The organism is Paenibacillus sp. FSL R7-0189, from assembly GCF_037969925.1.
In the GTDB taxonomy this organism is placed as follows: Bacteria; Bacillota; Bacilli; order Paenibacillales; family Paenibacillaceae; genus Paenibacillus_AQ; species Paenibacillus_AQ odorifer.
Window position 1 is genome coordinate 269,186 of sequence record NZ_CP150223.1, and the last position, 25,897, is coordinate 295,082.

At 42.7% G+C, this 25,897-nt stretch carries 22 protein-coding genes; 10 read left to right on the plus strand and 12 right to left on the minus strand.

What is annotated here, in order from left to right:
* Positions 1 to 3: 3 nt before the first annotated feature.
* Positions 4 to 1,458, minus strand: a complete 1,455-nt coding sequence (locus MKY63_RS01320; RefSeq protein WP_076099993.1) for a glycoside hydrolase family 28 protein — start codon at positions 1,456 to 1,458, stop codon at positions 4 to 6.
* Positions 1,459 to 1,477: 19 nt separating this feature from the next.
* The gene (locus MKY63_RS01325) at positions 1,478 to 3,043 is read right to left on the minus strand and encodes a glycoside hydrolase family 43 protein (protein WP_076099992.1); all 1,566 of its coding nucleotides are present in this window, start codon (positions 3,041 to 3,043) and stop codon (positions 1,478 to 1,480) included.
* 202 nt (positions 3,044 to 3,245) lie between these two features.
* On the opposite strand from MKY63_RS01325, the gene MKY63_RS01330 reads away from it, so the two are divergent.
* The 6 genes from MKY63_RS01330 (at position 3,246) to MKY63_RS01355 (ending at position 10,931) form a co-directional block, all read left to right on the plus strand.
* Entirely contained in the window at positions 3,246 to 5,489 is a 2,244-nt protein-coding gene (locus MKY63_RS01330; RefSeq protein WP_076099990.1) for a helix-turn-helix domain-containing protein, read from the plus strand.
* Between the two features lie 319 nt (positions 5,490 to 5,808).
* A complete protein-coding gene (locus MKY63_RS01335; RefSeq protein ID WP_051491306.1) occupies positions 5,809 to 6,789 on the plus strand; it encodes an ABC transporter permease subunit in 981 nt (326 codons plus the stop codon).
* A 12-nt stretch (positions 6,790 to 6,801) separates the two neighbouring features.
* Positions 6,802 to 7,686, plus strand: a complete 885-nt coding sequence (locus MKY63_RS01340) for a carbohydrate ABC transporter permease (protein ID WP_038569639.1) — start codon at positions 6,802 to 6,804, stop codon at positions 7,684 to 7,686.
* A 140-nt stretch (positions 7,687 to 7,826) separates the two neighbouring features.
* Positions 7,827 to 9,359: a DUF3502 domain-containing protein gene (locus MKY63_RS01345; protein ID WP_076099988.1), complete on the plus strand. Its 1,533-nt coding sequence runs from the start codon at positions 7,827 to 7,829 to the stop codon at positions 9,357 to 9,359.
* Positions 9,360 to 9,523: 164 nt separating this feature from the next.
* Positions 9,524 to 10,141: a hypothetical protein gene (locus tag MKY63_RS01350; RefSeq protein WP_094902492.1), complete on the plus strand. Its 618-nt coding sequence runs from the start codon at positions 9,524 to 9,526 to the stop codon at positions 10,139 to 10,141.
* A gap of 238 nt (positions 10,142 to 10,379) precedes the next feature.
* Positions 10,380 to 10,931, plus strand: coding sequence for a glutathione peroxidase (locus MKY63_RS01355; RefSeq protein ID WP_076099986.1), 552 nt, complete (start codon positions 10,380 to 10,382; stop codon positions 10,929 to 10,931).
* A gap of 278 nt (positions 10,932 to 11,209) precedes the next feature.
* On the opposite strand, the gene MKY63_RS01360 is transcribed toward MKY63_RS01355, so the two are convergent.
* Positions 11,210 to 11,935 carry an HAD hydrolase-like protein gene (locus tag MKY63_RS01360; protein WP_051491308.1) on the minus strand — a complete coding sequence of 242 codons (726 nt, stop codon included), beginning with the start codon at positions 11,933 to 11,935 and terminating at the stop codon, positions 11,210 to 11,212.
* Between the two features lie 193 nt (positions 11,936 to 12,128).
* Between MKY63_RS01360 and MKY63_RS01365 the strand changes: the two genes are divergently transcribed.
* Entirely contained in the window at positions 12,129 to 13,292 is a 1,164-nt protein-coding gene (locus MKY63_RS01365; RefSeq protein ID WP_051491309.1) for an ABC transporter permease, read from the plus strand.
* Between the two features lie 96 nt (positions 13,293 to 13,388).
* Positions 13,389 to 13,898, plus strand: coding sequence for a PadR family transcriptional regulator (locus tag MKY63_RS01370; protein WP_339811293.1), 510 nt, complete (start codon positions 13,389 to 13,391; stop codon positions 13,896 to 13,898).
* 105 nt (positions 13,899 to 14,003) lie between these two features.
* On the opposite strand, the gene MKY63_RS01375 is transcribed toward MKY63_RS01370, so the two are convergent.
* The 8 genes from MKY63_RS01375 to MKY63_RS01410 all read right to left on the minus strand — a co-directional run bounded on the left by MKY63_RS01375 (position 14,004) and on the right by MKY63_RS01410 (position 22,018).
* Positions 14,004 to 14,261, minus strand: coding sequence for an AbrB/MazE/SpoVT family DNA-binding domain-containing protein (locus tag MKY63_RS01375; protein ID WP_036684015.1), 258 nt, complete (start codon positions 14,259 to 14,261; stop codon positions 14,004 to 14,006).
* 601 nt (positions 14,262 to 14,862) lie between these two features.
* Entirely contained in the window at positions 14,863 to 16,383 is a 1,521-nt protein-coding gene (locus MKY63_RS01380) for a S8 family serine peptidase (RefSeq protein ID WP_080742448.1), read from the minus strand.
* 93 nt (positions 16,384 to 16,476) lie between these two features.
* Positions 16,477 to 17,112: a DUF6033 family protein gene (locus MKY63_RS01385; protein WP_036684019.1), complete on the minus strand. Its 636-nt coding sequence runs from the start codon at positions 17,110 to 17,112 to the stop codon at positions 16,477 to 16,479.
* A 1-nt stretch (position 17,113) separates the two neighbouring features.
* Complete coding sequence (locus MKY63_RS01390) at positions 17,114 to 17,398, minus strand: hypothetical protein (protein WP_036684022.1); 285 nt, start codon at positions 17,396 to 17,398, stop codon at positions 17,114 to 17,116.
* Positions 17,399 to 17,414: 16 nt separating this feature from the next.
* The gene (locus tag MKY63_RS01395) at positions 17,415 to 18,524 is read right to left on the minus strand and encodes a TIGR04066 family peptide maturation system protein (protein ID WP_036684025.1); all 1,110 of its coding nucleotides are present in this window, start codon (positions 18,522 to 18,524) and stop codon (positions 17,415 to 17,417) included.
* 11 nt (positions 18,525 to 18,535) lie between these two features.
* A complete protein-coding gene (gene ccpM / locus MKY63_RS01400; RefSeq protein ID WP_217904434.1) occupies positions 18,536 to 19,993 on the minus strand; it encodes a Cys-rich peptide radical SAM maturase CcpM in 1,458 nt (485 codons plus the stop codon).
* A 40-nt stretch (positions 19,994 to 20,033) separates the two neighbouring features.
* Positions 20,034 to 20,213: a CLI_3235 family bacteriocin precursor gene (locus MKY63_RS01405; RefSeq protein WP_036684027.1), complete on the minus strand. Its 180-nt coding sequence runs from the start codon at positions 20,211 to 20,213 to the stop codon at positions 20,034 to 20,036.
* Between the two features lie 77 nt (positions 20,214 to 20,290).
* The gene (locus tag MKY63_RS01410; protein WP_036684028.1) at positions 20,291 to 22,018 is read right to left on the minus strand and encodes an ABC transporter ATP-binding protein; all 1,728 of its coding nucleotides are present in this window, start codon (positions 22,016 to 22,018) and stop codon (positions 20,291 to 20,293) included.
* A 176-nt stretch (positions 22,019 to 22,194) separates the two neighbouring features.
* Here MKY63_RS01410 and MKY63_RS01415 point away from each other — a divergent pair, with 176 nt between their 5' ends.
* Both MKY63_RS01415 and MKY63_RS01420 read left to right on the plus strand, forming a co-directional pair.
* On the plus strand, positions 22,195 to 22,950 hold the full coding sequence (locus tag MKY63_RS01415) for a LytTR family DNA-binding domain-containing protein (protein ID WP_169744753.1): 756 nt from the start codon (positions 22,195 to 22,197) through the stop codon (positions 22,948 to 22,950).
* On the plus strand, positions 22,947 to 23,738 hold the full coding sequence (locus MKY63_RS01420) for a GHKL domain-containing protein (protein ID WP_080742445.1): 792 nt from the start codon (positions 22,947 to 22,949) through the stop codon (positions 23,736 to 23,738). Before MKY63_RS01415 ends, MKY63_RS01420 begins: the two co-directional genes overlap by 4 nt.
* A 76-nt stretch (positions 23,739 to 23,814) precedes the next feature.
* Here the strand turns inward: MKY63_RS01420 and MKY63_RS01425 are convergent, their stop codons facing one another.
* A complete protein-coding gene (locus MKY63_RS01425; RefSeq protein WP_076099998.1) occupies positions 23,815 to 25,896 on the minus strand; it encodes a glycoside hydrolase family 36 protein in 2,082 nt (693 codons plus the stop codon).
* Position 25,897 lies beyond the last annotated feature (1 nt).

Below are 25,897 nucleotides of genomic sequence, written 5' to 3' on the forward strand. Positions count from 1 at the left end.
TTTTTATCTCTCTGTGATCGTCAAATCTTCGGAATTAGTGAGCGTGACGTGACTGCATCTATGCGCTGTTATCTTCGGCATTTCCGAAGTCTGCAACCGGATACGATCCAGCTTAAGCCCCGTAGCATGCCGCAGCACAATTCCCCGGTCACTCACTGCGTGGAATTTTTCAATGGTTAGATCAGCAAGCGGCATCTCCGGCAGCCCGTTAACCAGTAGAGCGGTTGCCGCACCATGGCACACAATGTTCTTCAGGGTAATCTTCCGAAATTGCGGAGTTTCCTCTGTAACCGAAAATAACTGCTCGTCATACCCTTCCGATCCTTCAACCCCTGCATAGAACATATGAAAGGATACAGCCTCGTGGATGATGCCGGTCATGTTGATATTCTCCATTACAATATCCTCCACCACACCGCCTCTTCCCCGGGTGCTTTTGAACCGCAGGCCGATGTCCGTGCCGATGAACAAGCAGTCACTAACTCGAACTGCATGTACACCTCCGGACATCTCGCTGCCGATTACAACGCCTCCATGTCCGTGATATACCGTGCAATTCCGGATGGTAATATATTGGCAGGGCATTCCCAACCTACGGCCTTCCTCATCCTTGCCTGACTTGAGACAGATGGCGTCATCACCCACATCAAAGCTGCTGTGCTCAACTAGAGCATGCGTGCAGGATTCCAAATCAAGGCCATCCCCGTTCTGCGAATACCAAGGATTACGTACCTGAACATTTCGTACGGTAATCTGTTCGCAACCAATGGGATGAAGACACCAAGCAGGTGAATTCTGGAAGGTCGGCCCTTCCAGCAGCACCCGCCGGCAATTGCGCAGGCTTAGCAACGTCGGACGCAGATACGTACGAGCAGGCAGATAAGCCTCCATACTAGTTTCTCCCTTGTCCCACAGCTTCCGGCAGAAGTCCTCACCTTCCATAGCTTCCCGTGAAGGCCACCATACTTCGCCTTGCGGATCAAGCACTCCTCCAGATTCGATCAAACGCTCCCATTGCTTCTCGGTCATCTTAAACCGCTTCACTGGGCGCCAGCCTTCGCCACTGCCGTCGAATATCCCCTCACCGGTTATTGCCACATCGCTTAAACCTTCTCCATCGAGCGGAGCCTGACAGCGCCAGCCGGCATTCCCCTCATAATGGGAAGAAAGTAACGGATACAAGGTATGATCAGGGTCAAACTGCACCAATGCTCCCTTGTCTACATACAGATTAATTCGACTATGCAAAGTAAGGGGTCCCGTGCGCCAGATGCCAGCTGGAATAACAACTTTTCCGCCTCCCGCCGCAGCGCAGGCATCCAGTGCAGCCTGAATAGCAGAGGTACATAGCGTTAATCCCCCCTCTTCTGCCCCATAATCCGTGATTGCAAAAGTCCGTTCGGGAATCTGAGGAAGCTCGGGAATCGGATACGTGTTAGTTACAAGATTGCTGCTCATTGAATTTCACCTCCTCCTATTACTCAAGTCCTTCATAGCTAAACCAGTCGAAATCAGCATAGCTTTCGCTCTTTGCGCCTTGAGAGCTTGTGTACATCCCGAGGTATGCTCCTGTGAATCCTCCGGCCAGATCGGTGCTGAGCACTCTGCCATCCGTCCGTTCGCAGAAGGCTGTCCACTTGGCGGCTTCAGAAGGTCTGTAATAGAAGCTATACTCTTGTCCTCTGGCTTCCACCTTAAGCTGTATCTGATCCTGTGGATATGGCACTGACGCCAGCAGCTGCTCGCTGCCACCCATCCGCTGAATCAGCTGTAATACACGTTCGCCTGCCTCCAGCCCCAGTTCATAACGGAAGTGGTGATCCGCATTTTGGAGGAGAACAAGACCAGCCACTTCCCCTTCTGCAGCGGGACTAAACGTCATATCAGTCGCCGCCCTGAAGCTCAAATGCTGCTGGCGTCTACCGATATAAGATGGATTGGCAATCTCCGAGAGCCGTTCTGGCTTCAGGCGAAGCCGCAGAACTCCAGGCTTGTCGGTGAGACTCCAGAATTCACCCCGCGGTGTCCGCAGGAAATTCCAGATCGGTGCCAGCTCATAACCTATAAACTCATCGCGTGCAGGCAATTCCGGCCACTTTGTCTCCGGCAAATCCGGAGCCTCCGTCTCAAATTCCAGCACTCCTTTGCCGGGATTGACCACAGGCCATTCATTCTCCCAGATTACCGGTGTCAGGAAGGTTTCACGTCCCAGATTGCGGTAATAACCACCGCTGGTTCGTGAAGCCAAGCAGAACATCCACCAGTCACCATGTTGAGTCTCCACTAGCTCTCCATGACCCACATTAACAATAGGATACGCTCTGCCAAGATGGCGATGCGTCAGAATCGGATTGGCTTTATGGCCCTCATAAGGACCGGTCACACTCTTGCTTCTGGCAATCGTAATCGCATGAGTATGCCCGGTGCCGCCCTCGGCAATCAGCACGTAATACCAAGCGCCGATCTTATAAATATGCGGTCCCTCTTGCGCATGAGCTACCTTGAGTGCGCCTTGCCAAATACTATGCTTCGGACCGATTAGCTTCCCTTGGCTGAGATCAATCTCCTGCAGCCAGATATCCATATGCTTTGGATAATCCTGCCCTTCCGGCGGAACACGATTGCCGGTATAATACACCTTGCCGTCTTCATCGAAGAACAAAGAGGAGTCAATGCCGGGTGCATCCTCCAGCCATACAGGGTCAGACCAGTCTCCGGCCGGATCGGTTGTTGTTACATAGAAATTATGCTGGTTCTTGTCATTGTCAATAAAAGTAGTAATCATATAGAAAACTCCCTCATGATAGCGGAGCGTCGGTGCCCAAATGCCCATGGAGGGAATCGAGTGATCCAGATTGAGCTGGGACGGGCGGTCCAGTACATGGCCAAGCTGGCGCCAATTGACCAGATCCTTGCTGTGGAAGATAGGAACGCCTGGGAAAAATTCAAAGCTTGAAGTCACAAGATAATAATCTTCACCAACACGGATAGCGGAAGGGTCAGGATAAAATCCCGGCAGCACTGGATTGCGGAATGTTCTCATTAAAAGTAATCCTCCTCAAAACAATTCAAATGTAAGCACCACCAATTATAGTTCGTATAAGTTTAACTTTCTTGTATTTTCTATGTTCTATTTCTTCATTTTTATACTTTCATGCTATATTGCCCATATTTCACTCCTTGTCAGCGAATAGCCTTTCCCTCTAGAATGGGTGTAATAGGATTTACCTGAAGGGGTGAGCAGCTTGGGAAAAAGAAAGAAATTGTACTCCCGCTTTTTTATGAGCCTAACCGCGATTTCAGTTTGCTGTATTCTAGTACTGGCTGTAGTGATCTTTTATTGGTACCGGAATATTACGATAGATAATGTCAACAAGGCGAACCAAAATGTACTGGTGAATACTGAAACCGTTTTTACAAACTATGAAGAGATCGTCCAGAATTACGCTATGGACTTCTATATGAATCCAAACATCAACGCGCTCATGATGAATGGCGATACCAGCTGGAGCGACCAGTTGTACAGTGCCCTAAGCCAAATCCGCGGAGCATTGGTTGTGAACCAATATATGGAGAATGCCTACATCATGGGAGTGGATGAGCCTGTTGCCATGTTCGAAAACCTTCCGCTAAGCCCTGAATCCAAGCTGGAGCTGTTCTCGAGAATGCGGGATAACATTATTGTTGAATCACCGTTTCTGTGGGAAGCAACCTTGAATAACGGTGCCCCCATTACCCTGCTCACCGTGTTCTATAATGACCGGGCATTTGCGGATAGCGAATATAATGGTGCGGTAGCGCTGACCGTCAATCTGGGAAAGCTGCAGAATAATCTGTTTACGCAAAAAGAAGGCGAAACCACCCGTTACGCTGTGCTTGACGGAAAAGCATCGGTGCTCATGCACAGTGCATTATCTGACATCCCTCTGGAAGAGGGCATGTTAAAGCAGGTGGTGTCATCCACCTCTGAAAGAGGCTCTTTTGTCTATAGGGGAGGTGCAGAGCCACAGCTGATTACCTATGTATATTCTGCAGCGGACAAGCTGTGGTTTGTGTCGGAGACTTCCTACAAGGATAGCATCCGTGATATCTCCAATGCCCGCAATCTGATGACTGGCCTATGCTTGGCCTTGATTGCCGCCGCATCTATAACCGCCAACCTGATCTCGCGGCGGATGTATAAGCCAATCGGCCGGCTGTTCGGCAATATCGCTCATCTATCTGGCAATGAAGAAGCGCTGAAAACCGGTGGCGATTTCGATACCGTAAGCCAGGAGCTCGAACAGATTGGCGTTAAGCTGGAGCAGCTAAAAAAAGAAAGCGATGATAGCGCCTTGATGCGGTGGCTGCTTTCCCCGCAGAGAACACCGGAGAACAGCAGGACACCCCTGATGAGTATAGCCGCTGCTGGGGGAGCATATTGTGTATGCGTGCTGACCGCTCTGGAGCCCGATCAACCTGAAGACTCCGACTTCCGGCATACCTTTGAAGAAAACATACAGCAGATTGAACATGCCTTCTGTGAACTTGCAGCCATTCAATCCTTCCGCCCGCATCAGGGCACTGCTGTGCTGATTCTGAGCGAGCTTCACAGCGGCAGCTTCGGCGATTACGCTTTGTACCGCGGTAAATGGGAAGAATTCGCGGCTCAGCTGCAGCTTTCCGGATCCTGCTGCGTCCTCGGAATCAGCGGGCTGACGGATGATTTAAACCTACTAAGGGCTAAATACAATGAGGCTGCAGACAGTCTGCAATATATTAAATTTCATGTGCAGCAGAATATCATCTTTGCCGATGATACGATCCATCTGAACAGCAGCCCAATGCCCGACAGTGCCCTTGAACCGGTACTGCAAGCCGTTAAGCAGACGGAACTCTCGAACCATATTCCGCAGGCAGTGGAGAGATTGCTGGCAGTAGCCTGCAGTTACCGCGTCGAGCCTGCCACCATCGCTTTATCGAGACTGGTCTTTGAGCTCAGTCGCACGGCTGAGCTTAATGCAGACGTCCAGCATTCCGGCTTTCTAGATAATTACCAGCATATCTGGCAGATCCAAAGCTATGACAAGCTATGGAATTGGATTGTAGACAGCTGTTATACCGCCCACGAGCGCATTGCCAGCATGAGTGCTGTACAGACCAAGAGCATTGCTGGTGAAGCCATTTGTTATATCAGAGATCATTATGATGACTCCAGGCTCTCCCTTAATGCCCTTGCTGACAAGCTATCGCTAAGTCCCGCTTATCTCAGTAGACTTATTGCCGACGAAGTAAACTGCAGCTTTCCCGATTTCGTTAACCTGCTGCGTCTGGAGCAGGCGCAGATGTTATTAGTCACTGAGCTTGGCTTGGATATCCGGGAAATTGCCGAGAAAGTGGGCTACAACAGCAGCACCTATTTTACAACCCAGTTCAAAAAGCGTTATGGGGTTACACCTTCCAAATGGAGAATGAATCATATTCTGCAGAAACAGAATCTTCCTGATTGACCCGCTAAAAGTAAGAAACTAGGGGATGTCCCGGCAGCATTTTCATAGCCGGAGACATCCCCTTTTTGACTTTCTATGAATAATCCCTCGCGTCGCATATACTATGAGATTTCCCTTTAAATCAGGCTTTTTAGCACCTAAAAAACAAAAAAGTTCTGTTTTTTTCGTTTTTTTAAGCCGTCCTTTTCCGCTTTTTTTAACTTTTTTCCGTTTATTATGATAGCGTTTACATTCCGGGTGGATTTATGATTTTCATGTAAAGCGTTCTCCTAAACAAGGGACGGAAATGACAACGCTAGTATAAAGGAGTGGACTGTTAATGATGCAAGAGGCTACATCGGAGACACAAGGAATGCCAAGTCCGGGAATCAGGACGGCTAAAGCCAAGAGCTTCCGTAAATCCCTAAGGAAGGACAGCTCGCTTTATTTGCTCGCTCTTCCGGGAATCGTCATTCTAATTCTTTTTGCTTATCTGCCGATGAGTGGTCTGATTCTCGTCTTTAAAAATTACAACTTCAACGACGGAATCTTCGGCAGCCCGTGGGCCGGCTTCTCTAATTTCGAGTTTTTCTTCTCTAGTATGGAAGATTCTCTTAGGGCTACACGCAACACGGTGATGTTAAATGCGCTGTATATGCTAACCGGCACGTTTTTTTCAGTGGCCATCGCCATTATTCTAAATGAGCTGCGCAGCAAATGGTTTATCAAAATCACGCAGAGCGTCATGTTTTTCCCGTATTTTATTTCCTGGATTATTATCGGAGCCATTCTGTTCTCCCTGCTGGATTACGACAAAGGCATTATGAACCAGTTGCTCCAGACATTCGGCTTCTCTCAGGTTGACTGGTATTCCAGCCCTTGGCTGTTCGTAATCATTCTCGTGCTAGCGAATATCTGGAAAAGCGCTGGTTACGGCGCCATTATCTATTATGCGGTGCTGCAAGGCATCGACACTTCCTATTATGAAGCTGCAAGAATCGATGGTGCCTCCAGATGGCAGATTATCACCAAAATTACGGTGCCAATGCTGATTCCGTCGATCATTCTGATGACGCTGCTGGGCATCGGGGGCATGCTAAAAGGCGATCTCAGTATGATTATGGGGGTAACGTTCCTGAATCCGTTGCTTCTGCCGACTACCGACATTATCGATGTGTATGTATACCGCACAGCCATCCGTTCCGGAGAATTCGGCTTTGCTTCAGCCATCACGCTCTATCAATCCGTCTTTGGTTTCATCCTGGTGCTGGTGGCCAACAAATTAGCCGGCTGGTATGACAAAGACAGCAAACTATTTTAGGAGACTGATAAGATGCAAACTACCGAAAACAAAGGCCTGCTCATTTTCTTTTACATCTGTATTGCCGTATTTTCAGTAATCTGTCTAGCGCCGTTTATTCTGGCAGTATCCGGCTCATTATCTACCGAATCCAGAATCGCCGCGGAAGGCTATTCGTTCTGGCCCAGAGGCTTTACCTTTGAAACCTATGAATTCCTGTTTGGCTCGAAGGCACAGCAGATTCTGCGGGCGTATTCCATGTCGGTGATCGTTACGGTGCTGGGTACCGTGTCGGCCGTATTGGTGACCACCGCTTACGCTTATGTTATTTCCGTTAAAAGCTTCCGGCTCAAAAATTTCTTCGCCTTCTTCGCCTATTTTACAATGCTGTTCAGCGGAGGAACGCTGCCATGGTATCTGCTTAGCACCAAATATTATCATTTGGGCGATACGCTCATCGGTCTGTTCATCCCTTATGTGCTAAGCGTCTTTCTGATGTTTCTCATGGCTAACTATTTCCGTAGCATCCCGCATGAAATCGTGGAATCTGCGCAAATCGATGGTGCCGGACATCTGCGCATCTTCTTCAGCATTATGATTCCGCTGGGCCGCGTCGGACTGGTCACCATCTCGCTCTTTTACGCACTGCAATTCTGGAATGACTTCTATTTGCCACTAATGCTGGTATCCGATCAGGATCTCTATACGATCCAATATTTGATGTATAACATGATGGCGAACATTCAGTTCCTGGCTTCCGGCAATGCTGCTCAAGTTGGTGGAGCTATCATCGCACCGCCACTGGAGACAGCCAAAATGGCAATGACCTGTCTGACCGTTTTGCCAATCGCCATATTATATCCTTTTCTCCAGCGTTTTTTTGTCAAAGGTATTATTGTAGGTTCGGTCAAAGGATAATTCCAGCAAAGATACCAAATTATGTTCGGTTGCACCGGGTTTATGCTCCCCTACTTCTTGATGTACAATGGGACTTAAGGGAGCACGGCCTTTGCAATAGATGCCTCAAACATTATGATTCTATTACAGGAGGGTTCATCATGAAAAAGAAAAAAGGTTGGTTAAGTTTGCTCCTAGCTGCGGTGTTCTTGGTAAGTGGCTGTGCTCAGGGCAACAATGAAAGCGCTCCCCCTAGTTCTGGGACTGGAAATGAAGGTACCTCTTCCTCTACGGATAGCGGTAGTAATGACGGCAGCGCCTTGACTCCTGCCAAATTGAAAATTGTGCTGTACGGGGATGAGTCCAACCGGATGAAGGAACTAGCGAAGACATCGTTCTACGACACTATTAAGAAAGAAATCAATGCTGAGGTTGAATTTCAGTTTCTTCCTTGGACCGAATATGGCGGCGGCAAAACTGACTTAATGCTGTCTACGGGAGAAGACTTCGCAACCTATACAGATGCCAATTACATGGTAAAATCTGTGGCAAAGGGGCTTTATGCCGACCTCACTCCGTATGCCGATGCAGCAGCTGATTTGAGTAAAAATGTGGACGAGGCCTCCTTCAAAGCCTTTCAGCTGGAAGGCAAGCAGTATGCGATCCCCGTCGGCAACAAACCGAATTCTGCGGAATTCTACAGTGCGCTAGTCAGACAGGATTTGCTTGAAGAAGCCGGGATGACACAGGTCACTTCACTGGGGGAACTAGAGCAGTTCTATGATAAGGTCCATGCCATTCATCCCGAACTGATCGGGTACGCCAACACCGATGCACGCAGACTCCTACAATATGATTACACGGACAAAAACCTCTATTGGCAAAATGATTTTATTGCCCTGGATGAGTCTGTGAAGGATGATAAAATTATTAGCTGGTTTGAAACCGAAGAGTTCAAGAGTTATGCGAACCTTATGCACGGCTGGTATGAAAAAGGAATCATTCCGAAATATGCCGCCACCAATGTTCCGCAGCTGCAGTCTGACTGGAACTCCGGTAAAGCGATGTTCTGGGCCGGCACAGCGGCACGCCCATTCGAAGGTGCGGCAACCATCTCACAAGCAGTGCCTGATGCCAAACTGGTCAACTATTTCCTCGGCAGCGGCCGTCCAAAAATCAGCCGCGGCACTTACAGCACCGCCTTTTTCGTCTCCACCGCAGCTAAAGACCCTGAACGTTACGTCATGTTCTTCAATCTGCTGCAAAAAAACCAGGAGCTGTACGACTTGTTCGCCTACGGGATAGAAGGAACAGACTATACGCTGGATGAAAACGGGCGTTTGACCAAAATAACCACTGATTCGCTGATCCCTGACTGGCTGCTGATGAACAAAAACTTCATGCGTTTCGATAACACGGTACCGGACGAATTCATTGCAGAATATAAAGCTTGGGACGATGGAGCTATCATTTCCAAAGGTGCCGGCTTCAACTTTGACAATACACCCGTCAAGAATGAAGAAACGAAGCTGAACGGCGTATTCACTGAATACCTCGCTCCGATCGGCAGCGGCTTCAGCGATTATGACACCGCCTTCCCCAAAGCGCTGGACAGACTAAAAGCAGCGGGAATAGACAAATATATCGCTGAATACCAGAAACAATTTTCCGAATGGTACGCTAAGCAGCAGTAAGCACCGCCGCGGCAATTATCATACCGGTCAACAAAGAAGCGTGCTCCTTAATGGAGACACGCTTCTTTTGGCGTCACCGAACGACGTAGCTAACAGGCAGAAAAGCGTAATAGCATGTCCGATATTATGGTACAATTTGTAATACTAAGGCGGGGTGAAAAACTTTGAGGAATATTGTTAATGATACTCAGTTTCTCAGTGAAAGAGCTACGATGATGTACTATTTTCAAGATGAATTTTACAATCCTGAGAAAACTGAAATTTTTTATTCACCATCAGGGAAGTTTAAACTTGAAATCCATCACTATAACCATGTAGAAGGTATTATTAGATATAATTATACAAAAGGAATTATTACGGATAGTGAGCATAAAACCATCGACATAATATATAGAAACTTCGGCACATTTCTATTCAGTTGGTTAGAGATAAATGGCATAGAATATCTTTTAGGTGGGTTAGATTATCAAGGGTATTCAATTGTTAATTTATCAAATAAACAAACCAAACATTATGTTCCTGAAGAGGCATATAAAGGTCATGGATTTTGCTGGGGGGAAATAATATATTTTCAACAAAAAAAATTAATAGTGATTGATGGATGCTATTGGGCATGTCCTTATGAACTTGTTTTTTATGATTTTTCTAATCCGATGAATATGCCATATAATGAATTATTTCGCGTGGAAGTTGACAGTATAACAAATTGGGATAATTGGAAAGATTACTGTAGGGTTAGATATCTTGATGGGGAAAACAACGAGAAAGAATTTGTATTTTAGAGACTACACTAACGGAAAACGATAGTGGGGGAGCTTCCTATAAGGTAGCTCTTCTTTTCTATTAAACTAACCGGTAACAACTAAGGGAATATTGGAGGAATACTTTTATTGTAATTAATGATCGAGTGTTGCCCGTTATAGGTTAATACTATAAATATTATTTCTATTATATATTAGACCAATAAACGCCTATAGCGCTATTATGTTATTTATAATAATAACGTGGAGGGATAGTCTGATGTCTATTTATGATTTTCAAGCAAAGTCAATTCATGGTGAGCCTGTTGAATTGTCCATTTATCGAGGAAAAGTTCTGCTTATTCTGAACACTGCCAGTAGGTGCAGCTATTCTCGCCAATTACCTGATCTCCAAAAAATTTACGAAATTCACCATGAGCAAGGGTTTGAAATACTTGGTTTTCCTTGTAACCAATTCAACGAGAAGGAGCCAGAAAGCAACTCGGAAGTACATGAATATTGTGAGAGCAACTTTGGAGTTAAGTTTCCTTTATTTGAGAAAGTTGAGGTTAGGGGACCGTCTGCCCATCCTTTATTTCAATATCTAACACAGCAAGCACCATTTCAAGGATTCGATACTGAGACATCAGGCGGTAAATGGATGCAGGATTTTCTGCAGGAAAAGTATCCGGACATATATGCCGGCGATGGGGTTAAGTGGAATTTTTCGAAGTTTTTAATCGATAGAAACGGTCATGTATACGGTAGATACGAAACAACGACTAAACCTTTTGACATAGAGCCATTTATTGAGTCACTTCTTTTAAAGTAAATGAATCCGATTGGTAATTTAACCCACAGAGAACGATAGTTTAACATAAAGGGTTTACATATTAGGCATGCAAAACATATATAGACCCTCTCCATTTTTTATCGGATTACTTCCTTTATTTATGTATATATCTTTACTGCCTGACGACGATACCGATTTCTTTCAACTGAAGCACCATCTTTTTGACTTCAATAAAAAGACAACCTTCTTCAAGAAGGTTGTCTTTTATGTGATCAAGCGCTTGCTTGTAAGCTAAGCAAACTCCCCATCGTAAGTTCTTATTCACTAATCGTTGCGTTATCGTATAAGTCAACCAATTCGTCGAAGGAGGTAATAATGACATCAGAGCCCTTCAGCTCATCCTGACGTCCGAAGCCTGCATAGGCGCAGCCGATTACGGTCTGGCCATTTCCTTTACCTGCCTGAACATCAGAAGAACGATCCCCAACCATCCAGGCACTGCTGATACCATGATTATCCAAAAGAATACGTAGCAGCTCGGTCTTAGTCGCAGTGCCTTGACCTCCCGCACTATACAAGCCTTCGAACAACGCCTTAAGCTCATGCACCACAACGATGCTGTGAATATAATCCTCCAGCCCGTTGCTAGCCACAAACAGCTTCACTCCGCGCTCTTTAAGCGCTGTCAGTGTCTCAACCACCTGTGGATACAGTAGTGTGCCTCCGGCTTCAAGCCCTTCAATCTCCAGCTGCAGGAGCAATTCATCCGCCCGGCGGTGCACGGCTTCATCTGCTTCAGGCATAACATTCTTCCAAATGTCTGCCAGCAACATTCCTAAGCAGCCTAGAATACGTTCTTCTGGTGGTGTAGGTCCTACGTATAGTCCCTCTTCCCGCAAAATATCGAACATTTTATGATATGCAGGCAATAAAAGACTTTCAGTCTGGAACAATGTTCCATCCATATCAAATACAATCGCTTCTGGCTTGTTCAGTTTCGCATGAACCACGTTTTGTTCCGTTCCTTGTACTTCGTTACTCATCTGTTGTTCCTCCCCATTCTGTTCTACTTCAGGTAAGACATTCATCTGTGCGATATTTCCAGTACAAGCCCTATGATATATGAAATCGCTTTGTAATGTCCATGCTCTTAACTTTTTCTGTTGCAGTTTATATTTCGTTGTGCTATATTTCAATCTGTAATATTACAACTTGAAATATAAAGGAGAAATAACCATGTCAAATCCATTAATCATACGCTTCCTCAAGCAGCCTGCTACCATCATTGGAATTATAACTGCACTGTTGTTCCAAGTTTTTTTCAGCTTAATTTGGATTACAGGGTACGATCATGTAACGGATCGGGTAGATCAGTTGCCCATTGCTATTGTTAATGAGGATGGTACAAATGCCCAGCCTATAGTCGATGGGATTGCAGGATCACTTCAGTTCGTAACCAGACAGGATCTCCAACTAGAAAATGCAAAAGAAGCACTTGAGCATAGAGAAATCCGCATGATTATCAATATTCCCCAAGGGTTCACTGGACAGATCAGTAATCCATCTGCAAAGACTGAACTCCACTACTTCTTAAATGAATCTAATCCGCAGATGGTCAGCAATGTCATGCAGACGGTAGCACTTAAAGTCACGGCTGCAATGAACACTCAAAGCAGTAATTCAGCACTAAGCCACACCTTGGATGCTATGAATCTGCCGCAGGCACAAGCGGAGATCATCAAAAGTGCTGCAAGCAGCCGCATTTCCGCCAACGTCGAAATCATTAACCCTACAACTAATTTTGCACAAACTATGGTTCCCTTAATGATCGTTACCGCCTCATTTACCGGTGCTATGTTACTCGCGATGAATCTCCATAAAGCTTCCTCCAACTTGTCTGGACAATTTAGTAAATGGAATCGCTTTGCAGCCCGATTTGTCATAATGGGTGGAACGGCTGTGCTTATCTCACTAGTGGGAACTATCATGGTTAACTCACTCGGTATCCACTCTAATCGTGGCTTTCTGCTTATGTGGCTGTTCGAGTTCACGGTAATTCTCTCCTGTATGATCCTTGCTCAGTTTAGTCTGCTGCTCCTCGGGGATGCTGGCGGCTGGCTAAATATTGCCCTTCTCTCCATGCAAATGTTAGCGTCCGGAGCAACTATTCCACGCGATGTGCTTTCACCTTTTTATAACTGGATCGGTCCCTTTTCGCCCGCTTACTATGCAGTTAATGGTATGCTCGACCTGGTTATCGGGGGTAACGGGGTATGGAAAGATATGTTCTATTTACTCTGTATTGGGGCAACAATTGCTGTATTAAGCGTACTTGTCACTTTCCTTCGTAAAGAAACTCGGATCTCACGAGAACAAGAGCCCGTGTCAGTAAATGCGTAATTATACAGTTTGCCACTCCGGCTATGCCATTTCAAATTGAGAGCGATATGCAGTTGTGATATGGTAGGAAGTGAAAGAAAGGAGCGGCAATGATTTATGAACATACAAGATGTTATTCTGGGGATTTTAAGCGAAAAACCTCATTCTGGTTACGAGATAAAACGACATTTCGAGGAATACTTCTCATTTTTCTTCGATGCCAGCTATGGCACGATCTATCCTACCCTAAGCAAGTTGGAAAAGCTGAATCTGATCACTAAAGAATCTGTGCGACAGGAAGGCAAACCCGACAAAAATGTATTCACCATTACCTCTGCCGGCTTGGATCAGTTCCACGCTTATCTACAATCACCAGCCGAAAAAGATGTTCTGCGTTCTGACTTTTTTATGCACCTGTATTTTGGGGAAAAGACGGACAAAGAGAACATAGATAATCTGCTTCGGCAAGCATTGATAGAAAAGCAGGCAATGTACGACGATCTGGAACAGAAGTTGAACCAGCTAGATTACAAGTTATCTTCCTACCAGAAGTTGTGCATGGAGCTAGGCCTCGTACAATATGATGCTTTTATCAAAAAAATCCAAAGTGTGCTAGAGTCTAAATAAAACCCGCTTTCGAAAGTACACCATAAAAAAAAGAACCGGTATTACAGGCACATCTTGTGCTTGTAATACCGGTTCTTTTTTTTGGAATCATATGTGGTATATGGATTATGCTCTATCAAAGCTTGCAATAAGTTCATCAAGAACATCTTTGCTTACCATTTTACCTTTGAAATTGATCAGGTTTTCTGAGCTTCCGGAGAAGATACAAGTTGGCTCATATTTTCTAAGGATAATCTTTTCAGCGTCTACAAAAATTTCGAGCGGGTCTTTTATGTCGATTCCCATTGTTCTACGCAGTTCAATAGGAATTACGATACGTCCCAATTCATCCACTTTTCTTACTATGCCTGTTGCTTTCATCATCGTACATCCTCCCTTGAAGTCACATTTATAATCATTCTTGCTAAAAGCTATGTACGCTTCTATATGATAGTAATGATTACGCTACTACCTAATTCTAAAGTTCTATTCATTTCCTGTCAATTATTTTTCTACATTATATGATATTATTCGACAAAATTTCGACAATGTATGATATCTGTTGAGCACCAAGATATGAAGCCGTGTCAGAACACAAAAAAATAGGGGCTTCTCTGGAATGTCGAAATCCACCCAGAATGTAACCCTACTTGATGACAATTCTACCCTAAAATACCTTCGTTAATCTATTTGTAAATCTTGTCACTCCGCTTATCCGCAATCACAAGTAGGAAATTGTCGAAAACTAGCAAGAACGCTACTCCGTCATTTACCCAGATGTTTAGTAAGTCAAACTTAAATAGGATCTATCATTGGAATAATAATTTCGCTATGAGTAGTGTGTGTATCGAATCCTCATGTAAATACAAGGCTGATGATATCACTGTAGTGTAAATACGATGAATCCGGAAGTCGACTAACGAGGGGCTAGCAAAGAAGTTATTAATGCAGGGTATTCTAAGTGTTTGATGATTTTTGTCCCCCATTAAGAGAGTAAATAAACTATAGAATTATAAAGTTCTCCGATAAAGGTTTCATCAATCTGTTTAATATTGATAATACGTTCCTGGCATAAGCCATTTACAGCAAAAGTTGCTTGAAAGTAACCGTTTAATGGTTCAATGTCTATTTCAATATCCGTTTCTATTTTATCCGAAATATCATAGCCATATAAGACATATATCGCGATATCGTAAGATTTCTTATTCAGAATTAAGGAAAAATAGGAAGATGTCTGCGCTGAGTTTGTCTCAGGAACATAGTCTATTCCGTATAAAACTCCGATAGGGTGATTCGATGCAAAATAACTGTTATAGTTATTATTTTTAAATTGCCCTTTTAACCAGAGAATAACTTCAAAGTCAGTGTCAGCAGGGATGTAAATAGAAACCATTGGCTCTTCGATCAGCAACGGGGTGCTGTTAAGTGTGTAAATGTTGTGTATTTTGAATAAGCTATGCCATAACTTAATGTTAGTACACTGATTGTTAACTATCTTGTTCATATCTTTTCCTTGGTAATTGTCAATAAACACTACATTTTTATTGTATTTCGAAGCAATCCACTGTAATTCAACATAAGCATCAGGGTAAAGATCTCTGCTGATCACAACGAGAGTCTCAATATTTTCATTGTAAGCCAATAGGGCTGCATCAACAGCATCATAAGCCGACTCAGCGGGAACGACAATTTCACCGTGTATGTTAACGCAAAGATTCCGATTGTCCAATTTGCATTTTCCGTTCACATAGCATACTAATATATCACTTATCCAATCAGGGTCAGCATAGCAAATAAACAAGTGTTTATCGTCCCTATAGTTATTTGCCATTTTCGACAACATGAGTTTTATTTGCTGCAAGTTAGTTAGGTGAGATTTACCAATGAGTTCACATACTTTGGCTGTAATCATGGGCGCGGCAAAGCTGTTCGAGTTGCTGCACTCTTTACCATTCAAATGATGTCTAGCAAAAGCCGTAAATTCTATACCGTCGATGATATTATCATTGAGATAAAACTCCCCTTCGTGCAGCGTGTTGCTTACCTCTCTCTTAACGCCTATAACGTTTGAAAAAGAAGCTGGATATGTAATATAATCATGATTACTTGCGGCACTTACAATAACTAAGCCTTGACCAGCAACCTTGTTTATAACTCTCTGCGTTTCTAATAAATCCGCTGAGCAATGGCTTCCCAAGCTGATATTTACAACTTGGATATCATTTTGAACGCACCATTCTAGTGCACTATACAACTTCTGGATATTTCCCCTTAAGGTATCAGACAATATCTTCAAGCTATACATATAGATTTCCGGATAATAGTGCTTAATTATGCCTGCGCAGATGGTGCCGTGAGTTATTCTTTCGGGACTGTCTATTGTATAAGCGTCTATTGTGAAATCTTCATTGAAGATCAACTGTTGAACAACCGGTTCACCTAGCAAATATTCGTTGATACCATCATCAATCACGGCAATTTTCACTTTAGCTTCGATGTTCATCATCTCCTTTTACAGATCGACAAAAATAAAACCGCCTCATTGGTCACAAATCCATTGACCCAGGCGGTAGTCATGATTAAAAAAGTGATTAATCATTTAATTAAACAGGTTCTTTTTCCGCAGCATCGAATCCAGACTAGCTTGTAGCACACTATTTAAATACATGCTATCTTCTTCACCATTATTGGAGTTGTCAATAAATAACCCGAATTGTGATAGGCTAGAGCTGCTACTTAATTTACTCAACGAGTCTAACTGCTCCGCCTTTCTTTTTTTTTCTGCCTCTACTTCTTTATTAATCTTCTCCCGCTCGGCAGGTGTTAAATAATCACCAATCACCCAAAAAGTAGCTGTTCCATCCGGATGTATAATGACGCCACTGGCATCACCGGGTTTATCATTAGCGCTGGAAGCAAAATGATCCTGAATAATTGCTTCTACCCTTTTTTGCATTTGTGGATCTGTTGCCGACTGATTCAGTATATTTGGAGCAATGGTTACATTCCCTTTGCCAACACTACCAGAGTATACACTTTTCACTGCTTCATTGTTCTTTGGTATGGCTTGAACGTTGATTTTAATGTCGAATTTTTTTTCCAATTCCGTCAAAACCGCTTCCGAACTCGATGTCGATAGCGCGTCTTGAAATGAAATCTCTGAACTCTTATTTTTCTGGATTACCATTGCAGCCCCCGCACGATTCAGGCTACTGAGTGAAGCTACATTCAACAACTTAAACCAACTCCCTTATTCTTTTTTCCTGTAGAATGCGGCAAACTGTATTATTAATTCGATCTAGGCTGTTGAAGCATCCATTTAATATATCGGTTTCCGGAATTTGTATTTTTAGTTTTTCCTCAATATGTACAAATAGAACCAACAAATCCCGTGGTGAGAACTGCATCGCCTCGCCCAATAAATCTTCATAGAAGTAGTTTTCATTAAGCTTGATCTTGTCCATTCCCATTACGTCGAATAATATTTCGTTTATCTGTTCACGCACTTGATCCAGATCCATAAATATCACCCTTCTTTTATACGATTTGCATATTTTCCTGTAACAATAGAGCTTCACAGCATTCTGCTAATTTCAAAGTGTCTGTCCCATTTAACGAATTAAACAGAGGAACCTTTGACTCTAGCGATATTTGTGCAATTTTTTCATCAACCAACTTAGAATCAACCGTAAAAAACTTCAATTCTTTATCCTGTTTGCTTCTGCCCGTATCAAATTTATGATTTGACATATTAAAACAATCAATATCAAAACCTAATTTATGCTTTGTTGACACACATATCTTATCGAGAAACTCTCCATTAAAATCATCATAGGTCAAGTTCATAATACCGACATCCGGATGGATTGCACTAGCCGCCTCGAATGCAGTAATACCAAATCTATTGGTAAACAGATTATTATATACCATTGTCCCGCCTGGAATTCCGATAATCATTACATCAGGTCGTTCGTTCAATTCAATATATTTACAGAAGTGATTAAAAAGAAATATTTTATCTATCTCCGCTTCTTTATGATTAAACATAAAATCAGGAAAAGAATGAAATCCCATAATCTCACAATAAGATTTTGTCCCAATTTGACTTACTTTGTACCCTTCTTTCAAGAAATAATCCCTTAGGCTAAGCTGAACATCAAATTTATTGGATTTTTCCATAAGACTCGCCACGCAGATTATCGGAACATTAATATCCAGCAGTATTTTCTCAACGAGTTCTACTTTCGTTCTGTCAATGTCAATTCCAAAAAAACTTGTGAGTTCCACATTATTTTTCAGGCATACCTTCTTTACCATTTCAACTTCATGATCAGCACATCTGTTAAGCAGAACAATATCTTTCCCCATCTCTGCGGCTTTGATAATTGTCGGGAACACCACTTTTTCAAAACTGCATTCAAATTCACAAATCATTAACACATCAAATTCATCATCTGAAAAAGAATCTTTAACTTTTATACCCACATCCTCACCATAATAGCTGTACGCTGCATCTTTTTCATTCAGTCCAAAACCTAAAGGTGCCATTAATGAAACAAGCTCATAGTTGCCCAGTAAATTGGAGAATCTGACGACCGGACCGAAATCTGCATGATATGGATAAACAATTGCTCTTTTTTTCACCATTGTCTCCCCCATTACACTTTTTCTTTATCAAAGTCGTAGCCTAACTCTCTTAGTACGCAATAATCTTTAAACAAACTCTCAGTGTTTTCTTTAACTTTATTGCAGATACTTAATTTTTTGGCAGCAGAAAACTCACTGATATCATCGGCGGCCATTGCACAAGAAGTGCAATATCTAAAGGCCCAGCACTCTTTGCATTCTTTCTCCGTTATTGTTCCAATGTTTAGTATGTTCCGGATATTATCCAATTCAAAGCCTGTATCTATATGCCCAATCCTCATTACACTAGATGCTTCACTAACTCTTTCACAGGGATACAGAGCACCGTCAGCATTCACAAACAATCGTTGTACTCCTGGAACACACGGTCCGGAATGATGGTCTTTTTTTACATCATAGAAAGAGATTCTAAGCCTGTTATGGACATTCTCCTGGATTTGATCAAAGCTTTCCATCACCAGCTTGGATACATCATTTTTCTTAAGCCTATCAAATTTATAAAGAAATAATTTGAAAACTTCGTAATTATACATCTTGATAAAACTGTCATTGATTAAGGACTCACTTTTTTTGTAGCTACTTGCTATATCACTTGCCATAACAGCAAAGTCTTTTACGGTCTCATAGTTTGAAAAAAAGTTTGTGGAACAGCTAAAATCTGAATTTGGATCAATTACTGCATTGAACATCACTTTATCAACATAGTCTGGTGTTTTGTTTTTGATATTTTCAATATTATCCATAATAGTCTGAAAACTGCCTTTATTATTTACCGCAAAAACTCGGTTTCTATCATGCGCGACTTCATCGCCGTCCAGGCTGATCGTTAAATTAAAATCATTAGAAGATAAGAACTCTAAGGTTTCGTCGGTAATTAAAGTTGCGTTTGTAGTAAGGTTAAACGTTAGTTCTTTGCCCGCACTTTGTTCTCTGGCATAAGCAACACAAGCTTTTATTAAGTCCATTTCCAGTAAGGGCTCTCCTCCATAAAATCCAATATTAATAATTGGAGAATCTACGGAGTGCTCAATCAAAAACTTAATTGCTTTCAAAGCAACCTCTTTTTTCATTCTCTTATTGGTATGTACTCTGTGTAAGTAGCTCCCTGAATACGCGCAATAGCTGCATCTTAAATTACAGTTTTGCGTGACCTGCAAAGTTATCGAGCCAACGCTTCTGCTTAAATTGTGCTGCAAAGAGTCGCTCATGGGATGAATCATCTCAAAATCCTGTTTCTCCGCCAAAAAACCGGAATCAAATAAGTTTTGAATCTCCGGTTCCACTTGTTCAAAGTTTGAATTTCTATAGTTCAACAAAGCCTGATAAGATCTTTCATTTAATTTAAGAAATGTATTTGCATTCGCATCGAACATATATTTTCCCGTTACCGTTTCAAATAAATGAAATACTGGCACCTGAACTCCCCCCACTCTAAAAGTGAAGCAGGACAGCTTTTTTAATAAAGCCATTTAGCCATCCTGCTCTTAGCTATACTTAAGATTGCACTTACTACCCGATTCCAATAGCAGTCATCTTCATGGAGTTACCAGTATAGGTTACTTGTTTCATGGCTGCTTTGTTTGATCCGCTGGCATTGCATGTACATGCATAACAAGGACATGCACTGCAAGCTGCATATGCCTCCAACGTTTCATAATTTGCATTTGTTCTTTTTACAAGTTGTTTCATATGCCTATTCCTCCTTTCAAATCGTATTTATCTAAATATCAATATTTGATATTTAAATCACTCGAAGGGTAAACCCATTAAACGAATTGATGCTGTTGTGTGATGAGCCGATACCTTTCATTTGTATAAGACAACTTCTCATGAAGTCCAATAGCGGAGACCTGGCCTTTTTCTAAAAAGATTACTCTATCCACATGCTTCAGAATTTCCGGCCTATGACTGACTATAATCACTGTATTGTTACTGAGTGCTGTATCTAATAGATGGTTGATGGCTTGTTCAGAGTGAAGATCAAGGTTGGAGGTCGCTTCATCAAAAATCACCATAGGCCTGCTTTTTACTAATGCTCTGGCTATCGCGATTTTTTGTTTTTGTCCACCGGACAACTTGTTCCCATTAGAACCTACGACATAATCCTCAAACCGGCTTGTATCCTTCTCTAATAATTGGGTAGCCTCAATAGCCTGTCTATACTGCTCCTCATGGTTTTCACTGTAAAGTTTTATGTTATTTTCGATGGTTGTGTCAAAAAGATATATCTCTTGACTAACAGTCGAAATTAATTCGCGATATTCATTCAAATTAATAGCCTTAATATCCACTCCGTCAAATAAAATTTTTCCTGCAAGTGGTTCGTAAAACCTCTGGATTAAATTTAGGATTGTAGACTTCCCCGAACCATTCATTCCTACAATGGCCACTTTCTCATGGCTGCCAATCGTGAAATTCACATTTGACAAGATCAGTTCAGTATCATAAGCAAAGCTTACATTTTCAAACTGAATGCTCCCAAAAGGGTTGAGTCGCTTCATACCAATGTTGGCGGATTCTACATCACAAGCTTCGATTTCTTCCTCGAGCAATGAATAATACCTTCGGGCAGAAGGCATTATTCCCGACAATAAGTATCCAATATTCAACATCGATGAGATAGGAGTGGTCACATAAGCGCTATAGGTAATAAATGCAAATATACTTCCTACCGAAAGCTTTGAATCTAATATCATCGTCGATCCAGAAGCATATATTAGAAGAACTAGTCCTCCAATTAGAAATCTCTCCACAGTAATCCGCCAATTATCCAATAAACTGATTCCCATATGGGAGGTTATTACTTGATTCTGCTTGTCTGCAAATTCTTTTTCTTTGAAAATGAATAAATTAAAAAGCCTTGTTTCCTTCACACCATTCAAACTATCCTCAAACCAATGCGAATATTCTCCATCCTTCGTGATGTATTTTTCCGCAAGAGACTTTCTTTTTTTAGCAAACGATTTCAAAATTAAATATTCTATAGGAATTAAAATAAGCACAATAAGTGTAAGTTCCCAACTTATGATAAAAAGTCCAATAACTCCTCCTACCAAACTAAAACACTGACTAACAATAAAAAGCATGCTACCATCCGTTATTTGCGAAATATTCGATATATCGGTGCTAACGCGATTTAAAATTTCACTGCAGTTTTTATCAGTGAAATATTTCACTTTCACTTTCATAAGTCGATCAAATGCAGCTTTATGCAAGGAGTAGATAATATTTGAAGCTATTTTTATTCTTCGTTTTTCTTTGAGCAAATCTAAAAAGCTACTGAACATAGACAAAAGAAAGATGTAGATTGCCGTTAAAATAATGGTTCTAACATCTGATTTCATAAATCCTTCATCAATAATAATTTTGTTGAACATCGGCAAAATGGAACTAATCAAAGTAGAAAATATTAAGAGCAGAAAAATAATACATAAATTCTTTTTATGCGCTTTAAATAATCCGATAAGTTTTTCAAGGGTATCCTTATCATTCATAGAATATATCCTCTTCTACTTTCAAGCTTCGGTTTGACATTGATAACGCTATCAATATATCATATAAAAGAATATTTGGGGTAATTTGGTAGCTAATGGTTGGAATAGGAGGCTGAATGACGTTTCGTGTCAGGTTTTGGTATCTCTGAAGATTAACAAATTTAATTATGGGGGGGATGGCTTTGTTACGCATAGCCGTATGCGATGACGAGAAAAAGGAACACGATTTGCTAAAGGAATATCTCCCAAGACTTATGAAAAGCACGGCTTACTCTTTCGAGACTCAATATTTTACCTCCGGTGAGGAATTGCTTCACTATTATAATCAACAGAGTAGTTATCCTTTTCATATACTTCTAATGGATATTGAACTGAGAGGATTAAATGGAATCGAGGTTGCAAAAAAAATCCGTGCACTTCCGGATCGGGAGGTTCAAATTATATTCTTGACAAACTATCCGCAGTACGTAATGAGCAGCTTTGATGTGCAACCCTACCATTATTTGATTAAACCAGTAAACTATGAGTGTTTTGAGGCAAAGATAATAAAGCTATGTAGCTATATCATTTCTTCTGTAAATAGGTTTCTAATGATTAAAACTGAAGATGGACATATGGTGATCAAAAATTCTGACATTATTGCGATTGTTAAAATCAAACATTCCTTGGCTAAAAACCGACTAAAGATCATTACCTCTACGCAGCATTACATAATTCCAGGTACAATTTCAGAATATATAAGTAAACTAAACCGTCCATTTATGCTTATTCATCGTTCCGTTATTGTTAATCTGGAACATGTCCATAAGTTTACAGCTACTTCCGTAGTCATGCACAATCAAGAGCAGTTTCCTATTGGCCGTACTCAGGCAAAAGAGGTTAAAGAAGCCTACGCCTATTATATGATTGCACAATTCAAAGAACGAGGATGACTCTTTATCTATCAATGGTCATCATGATGTTGCTTATTCTGCTAATCAGAGAAACCATCCTTTTATTCGGTAAAATTAATGAAAACACCAAACTGACTAAAGAAAATCTGCAATTACATAAACAGATGGATTATCAACACATCAGCTATGAAAAAACCACACATTCCCTTACAAGCATCAAACAAGTTATCCATGATACGAACAAGCATTTGGTATATGTCCGGAATTGTATTCAGAACAATGAGATTCAGGAATCTATCCATCATATCAATTCAATGCTCGGTCAAATTCATCAGCCTTCTCTCAAACTATCAACAGGTAATTTGGTAATTGATTCTTTAATTGGCAACGCGCTAAATATTGCTTGTGAACACAAAATTGCTATTAAGTATGATATTCATATACACGCCGAAGCTATTGATATTGATCGGTTTGACTTATGTACCGTGATCGGGAATGTGCTGGATAATGCTCTAAACGCCGCTGCAAGAGTTCCAAAAAAAGAAGATAGATTTATTCAGCTGCTAATTTTCACTACCGATACTTCATTGTTTATCCAAGTCACCAACTCACGGAACAATTCTAGCACTATAGTGCAGCATAATTTTAAAGAGAATCCCGCTTTTCACGGATTCGGCTTAACAAATATTCAAAGTGTCACCGAAAAATACGGAGGTCATCTAGTTACTAACGCTCAAAATAATGAATTCGAAACAATCATTGTACTACCTTTTCTAAACATACTTTCAGCAGCTAAGCCAAACCTGACCGAATTAGAAAGGCAGTGAAAAAAACTATTTCCCTAGCAAGTACAGCGGCCGCTCCCCAACAGCAGACTGAAGGGGAGCAGGCCCGCCGCAAGCTTTACGAAGTAATCTCAAACAATCTCGCTGTTTTTCCTGGTGGGAGTGCCACCGTCAAAACCCCTGCCGATTGATCCCAATTCCAAGTTGAACTATGCTGCTGAGGATAGGCACAGGCGATCACTGGTTCAAATCCCTTCAGCTCTTCTATCGACAATTGGACATTTGCAGCTTCTCCGGCAATCCGCCATACTGCAACATACCGTCGTTCGCCGCGCCGCAGGCCAAGGCTGACCCATTCGCCCTCACTGTCAGGCAGGCCGAGCGGCCAGAAGGGCGTGGCGTGTGGGATATCACTGCGAATGGTTTTGTAATAATCCAGCGCTTCTTTAACTAATTTCCTGCGGTGGGGTTCAAGCTCCGCCAAATGACCGCTCTGGTGTACACGAAGCAACAGCGCATTAACCATATTGAAGATGACTTCCTCATCGTCCCCCTCGCGCAGCGGATAAGACCAAACTGCGGACTGCTCCGGTGTCAGTGCTGCCGGAGAACCTGCGGCAATCGCCGCATACTGTACATAATCCTCCTGGTCGCTGGTAGACTGGATGCTGTGTCGGCTAAGCATCGCATAATCCATGCGCATTCCCCCACTGGAACAGTTCTCGATGACAAGGTTCGGATAACGAACAAAGATGCTGTCCAACCAAGCCAGATAAGCGCGGTTATGCTGTAGCAGCCCGTCTCCGAAGCTGTCCGCATCCGTTTCTGTCCCAATGCCTGCATTGATGTTGTAATCCATTTTAATGTATCCTACACCGTACTGCTCAACCAGACGCGCAATAACACCGTTTGCATGATCAATGACTTTCGGGTTGCGGTAATCTAGCTGATAGCGGCTACGGTCCTTAACCCTTTTACCATGCCGCATGAAAAACCAGCTGTCATCAGTCTCCGCAAGCTTCGGGCTGTTGATGCCCATAACCTCCAGCTCAAGCCATAGTCCGGGAATCATCCCTTTGCTGCGGATATAGTCGAGCACATATTTAATCCCTTCCGGAAACCGATCGCTGGAAGGCTCCCACTGGCCTACACCATCCCACCACTCTCCGGGTGCATACCAGCCAGCATCAATGCAGAAATATTCACAACCTACTTCCGCGGCAGCATCAATTAAAGGCAGTAGCTTCTTAGTCGTTGGGCTCCCCCATAGGCAATTCATATAGTCATTAAAAATAATCCGCAGCAGCTCATTATCCTCATTAGGTCTGCGGATCATCCGGCGATATACCGTAAGCTGTTCTGCCGCGCTCTGAAATCCTCCCTGCACAGCACCCACAGCTGCTGGCACCGAAGTAAACTCTTCACCGGGAGCTAGCTTCAGCCACCAATGGTTGTCATGTTCTGTAGGTCCGCTGACCAGTAGTGTAAGCTGATCGTATTGATCCGTCAGCTCCCAATGCCAAGAGCCGTTATGCTCAATCTGCCAGAACAGGCTTGTCCCGCTCTCCTTATTATGCAAAACCGCCATCGGCAGAAGTTCCGCTGCTGACCAAGAGCCTGTATTGCTTGCGGCAATTCGTTTGGAGCCACGGTCTGCCAAATGATACATCCCGAGCTCAGGCAGCCGGTAGGTCCGCCACTGAAGTTCACTCTGCCATCCGCTGTGGGCAAGGGTTACTTCAATCTTATCATTGCGCTCCCTGCCCCCCTCTTTGTCTACACCTGTAAGAGCAAAGGAGGAGATGTATTCCACTGCCACCTCAGCTTCTCCAGCATTATTTAACACTGACCAGCTTCGAACGATTTGCACACCCTTATAGAATTGAAAATGCTGCACTGCCTGGATTCCTGTAATCGGATCAGCCAAGCTAAGCTCCAATTTACGCCCGAGCGCATTCACTGTATCGCTGTGTCCCGCATATACCATCCGAAGACCCGGATAGGATGCTCGGTGTGTGCGCCCGTGATATTCGGCGCGGTCTTCGCCCGATAATTGCAGCTCCAGCAGCCGGAAGCCTTGCTTGTTCTTATCCGCTATGGCTGCTTCCAAAGGTGCCGCGCCAAAATGCAATAGCCGAACATCTTGATCTTCCGTAACTTCAATCGTAAGATATAGTCCATTTTCAATGATTTCAATCATT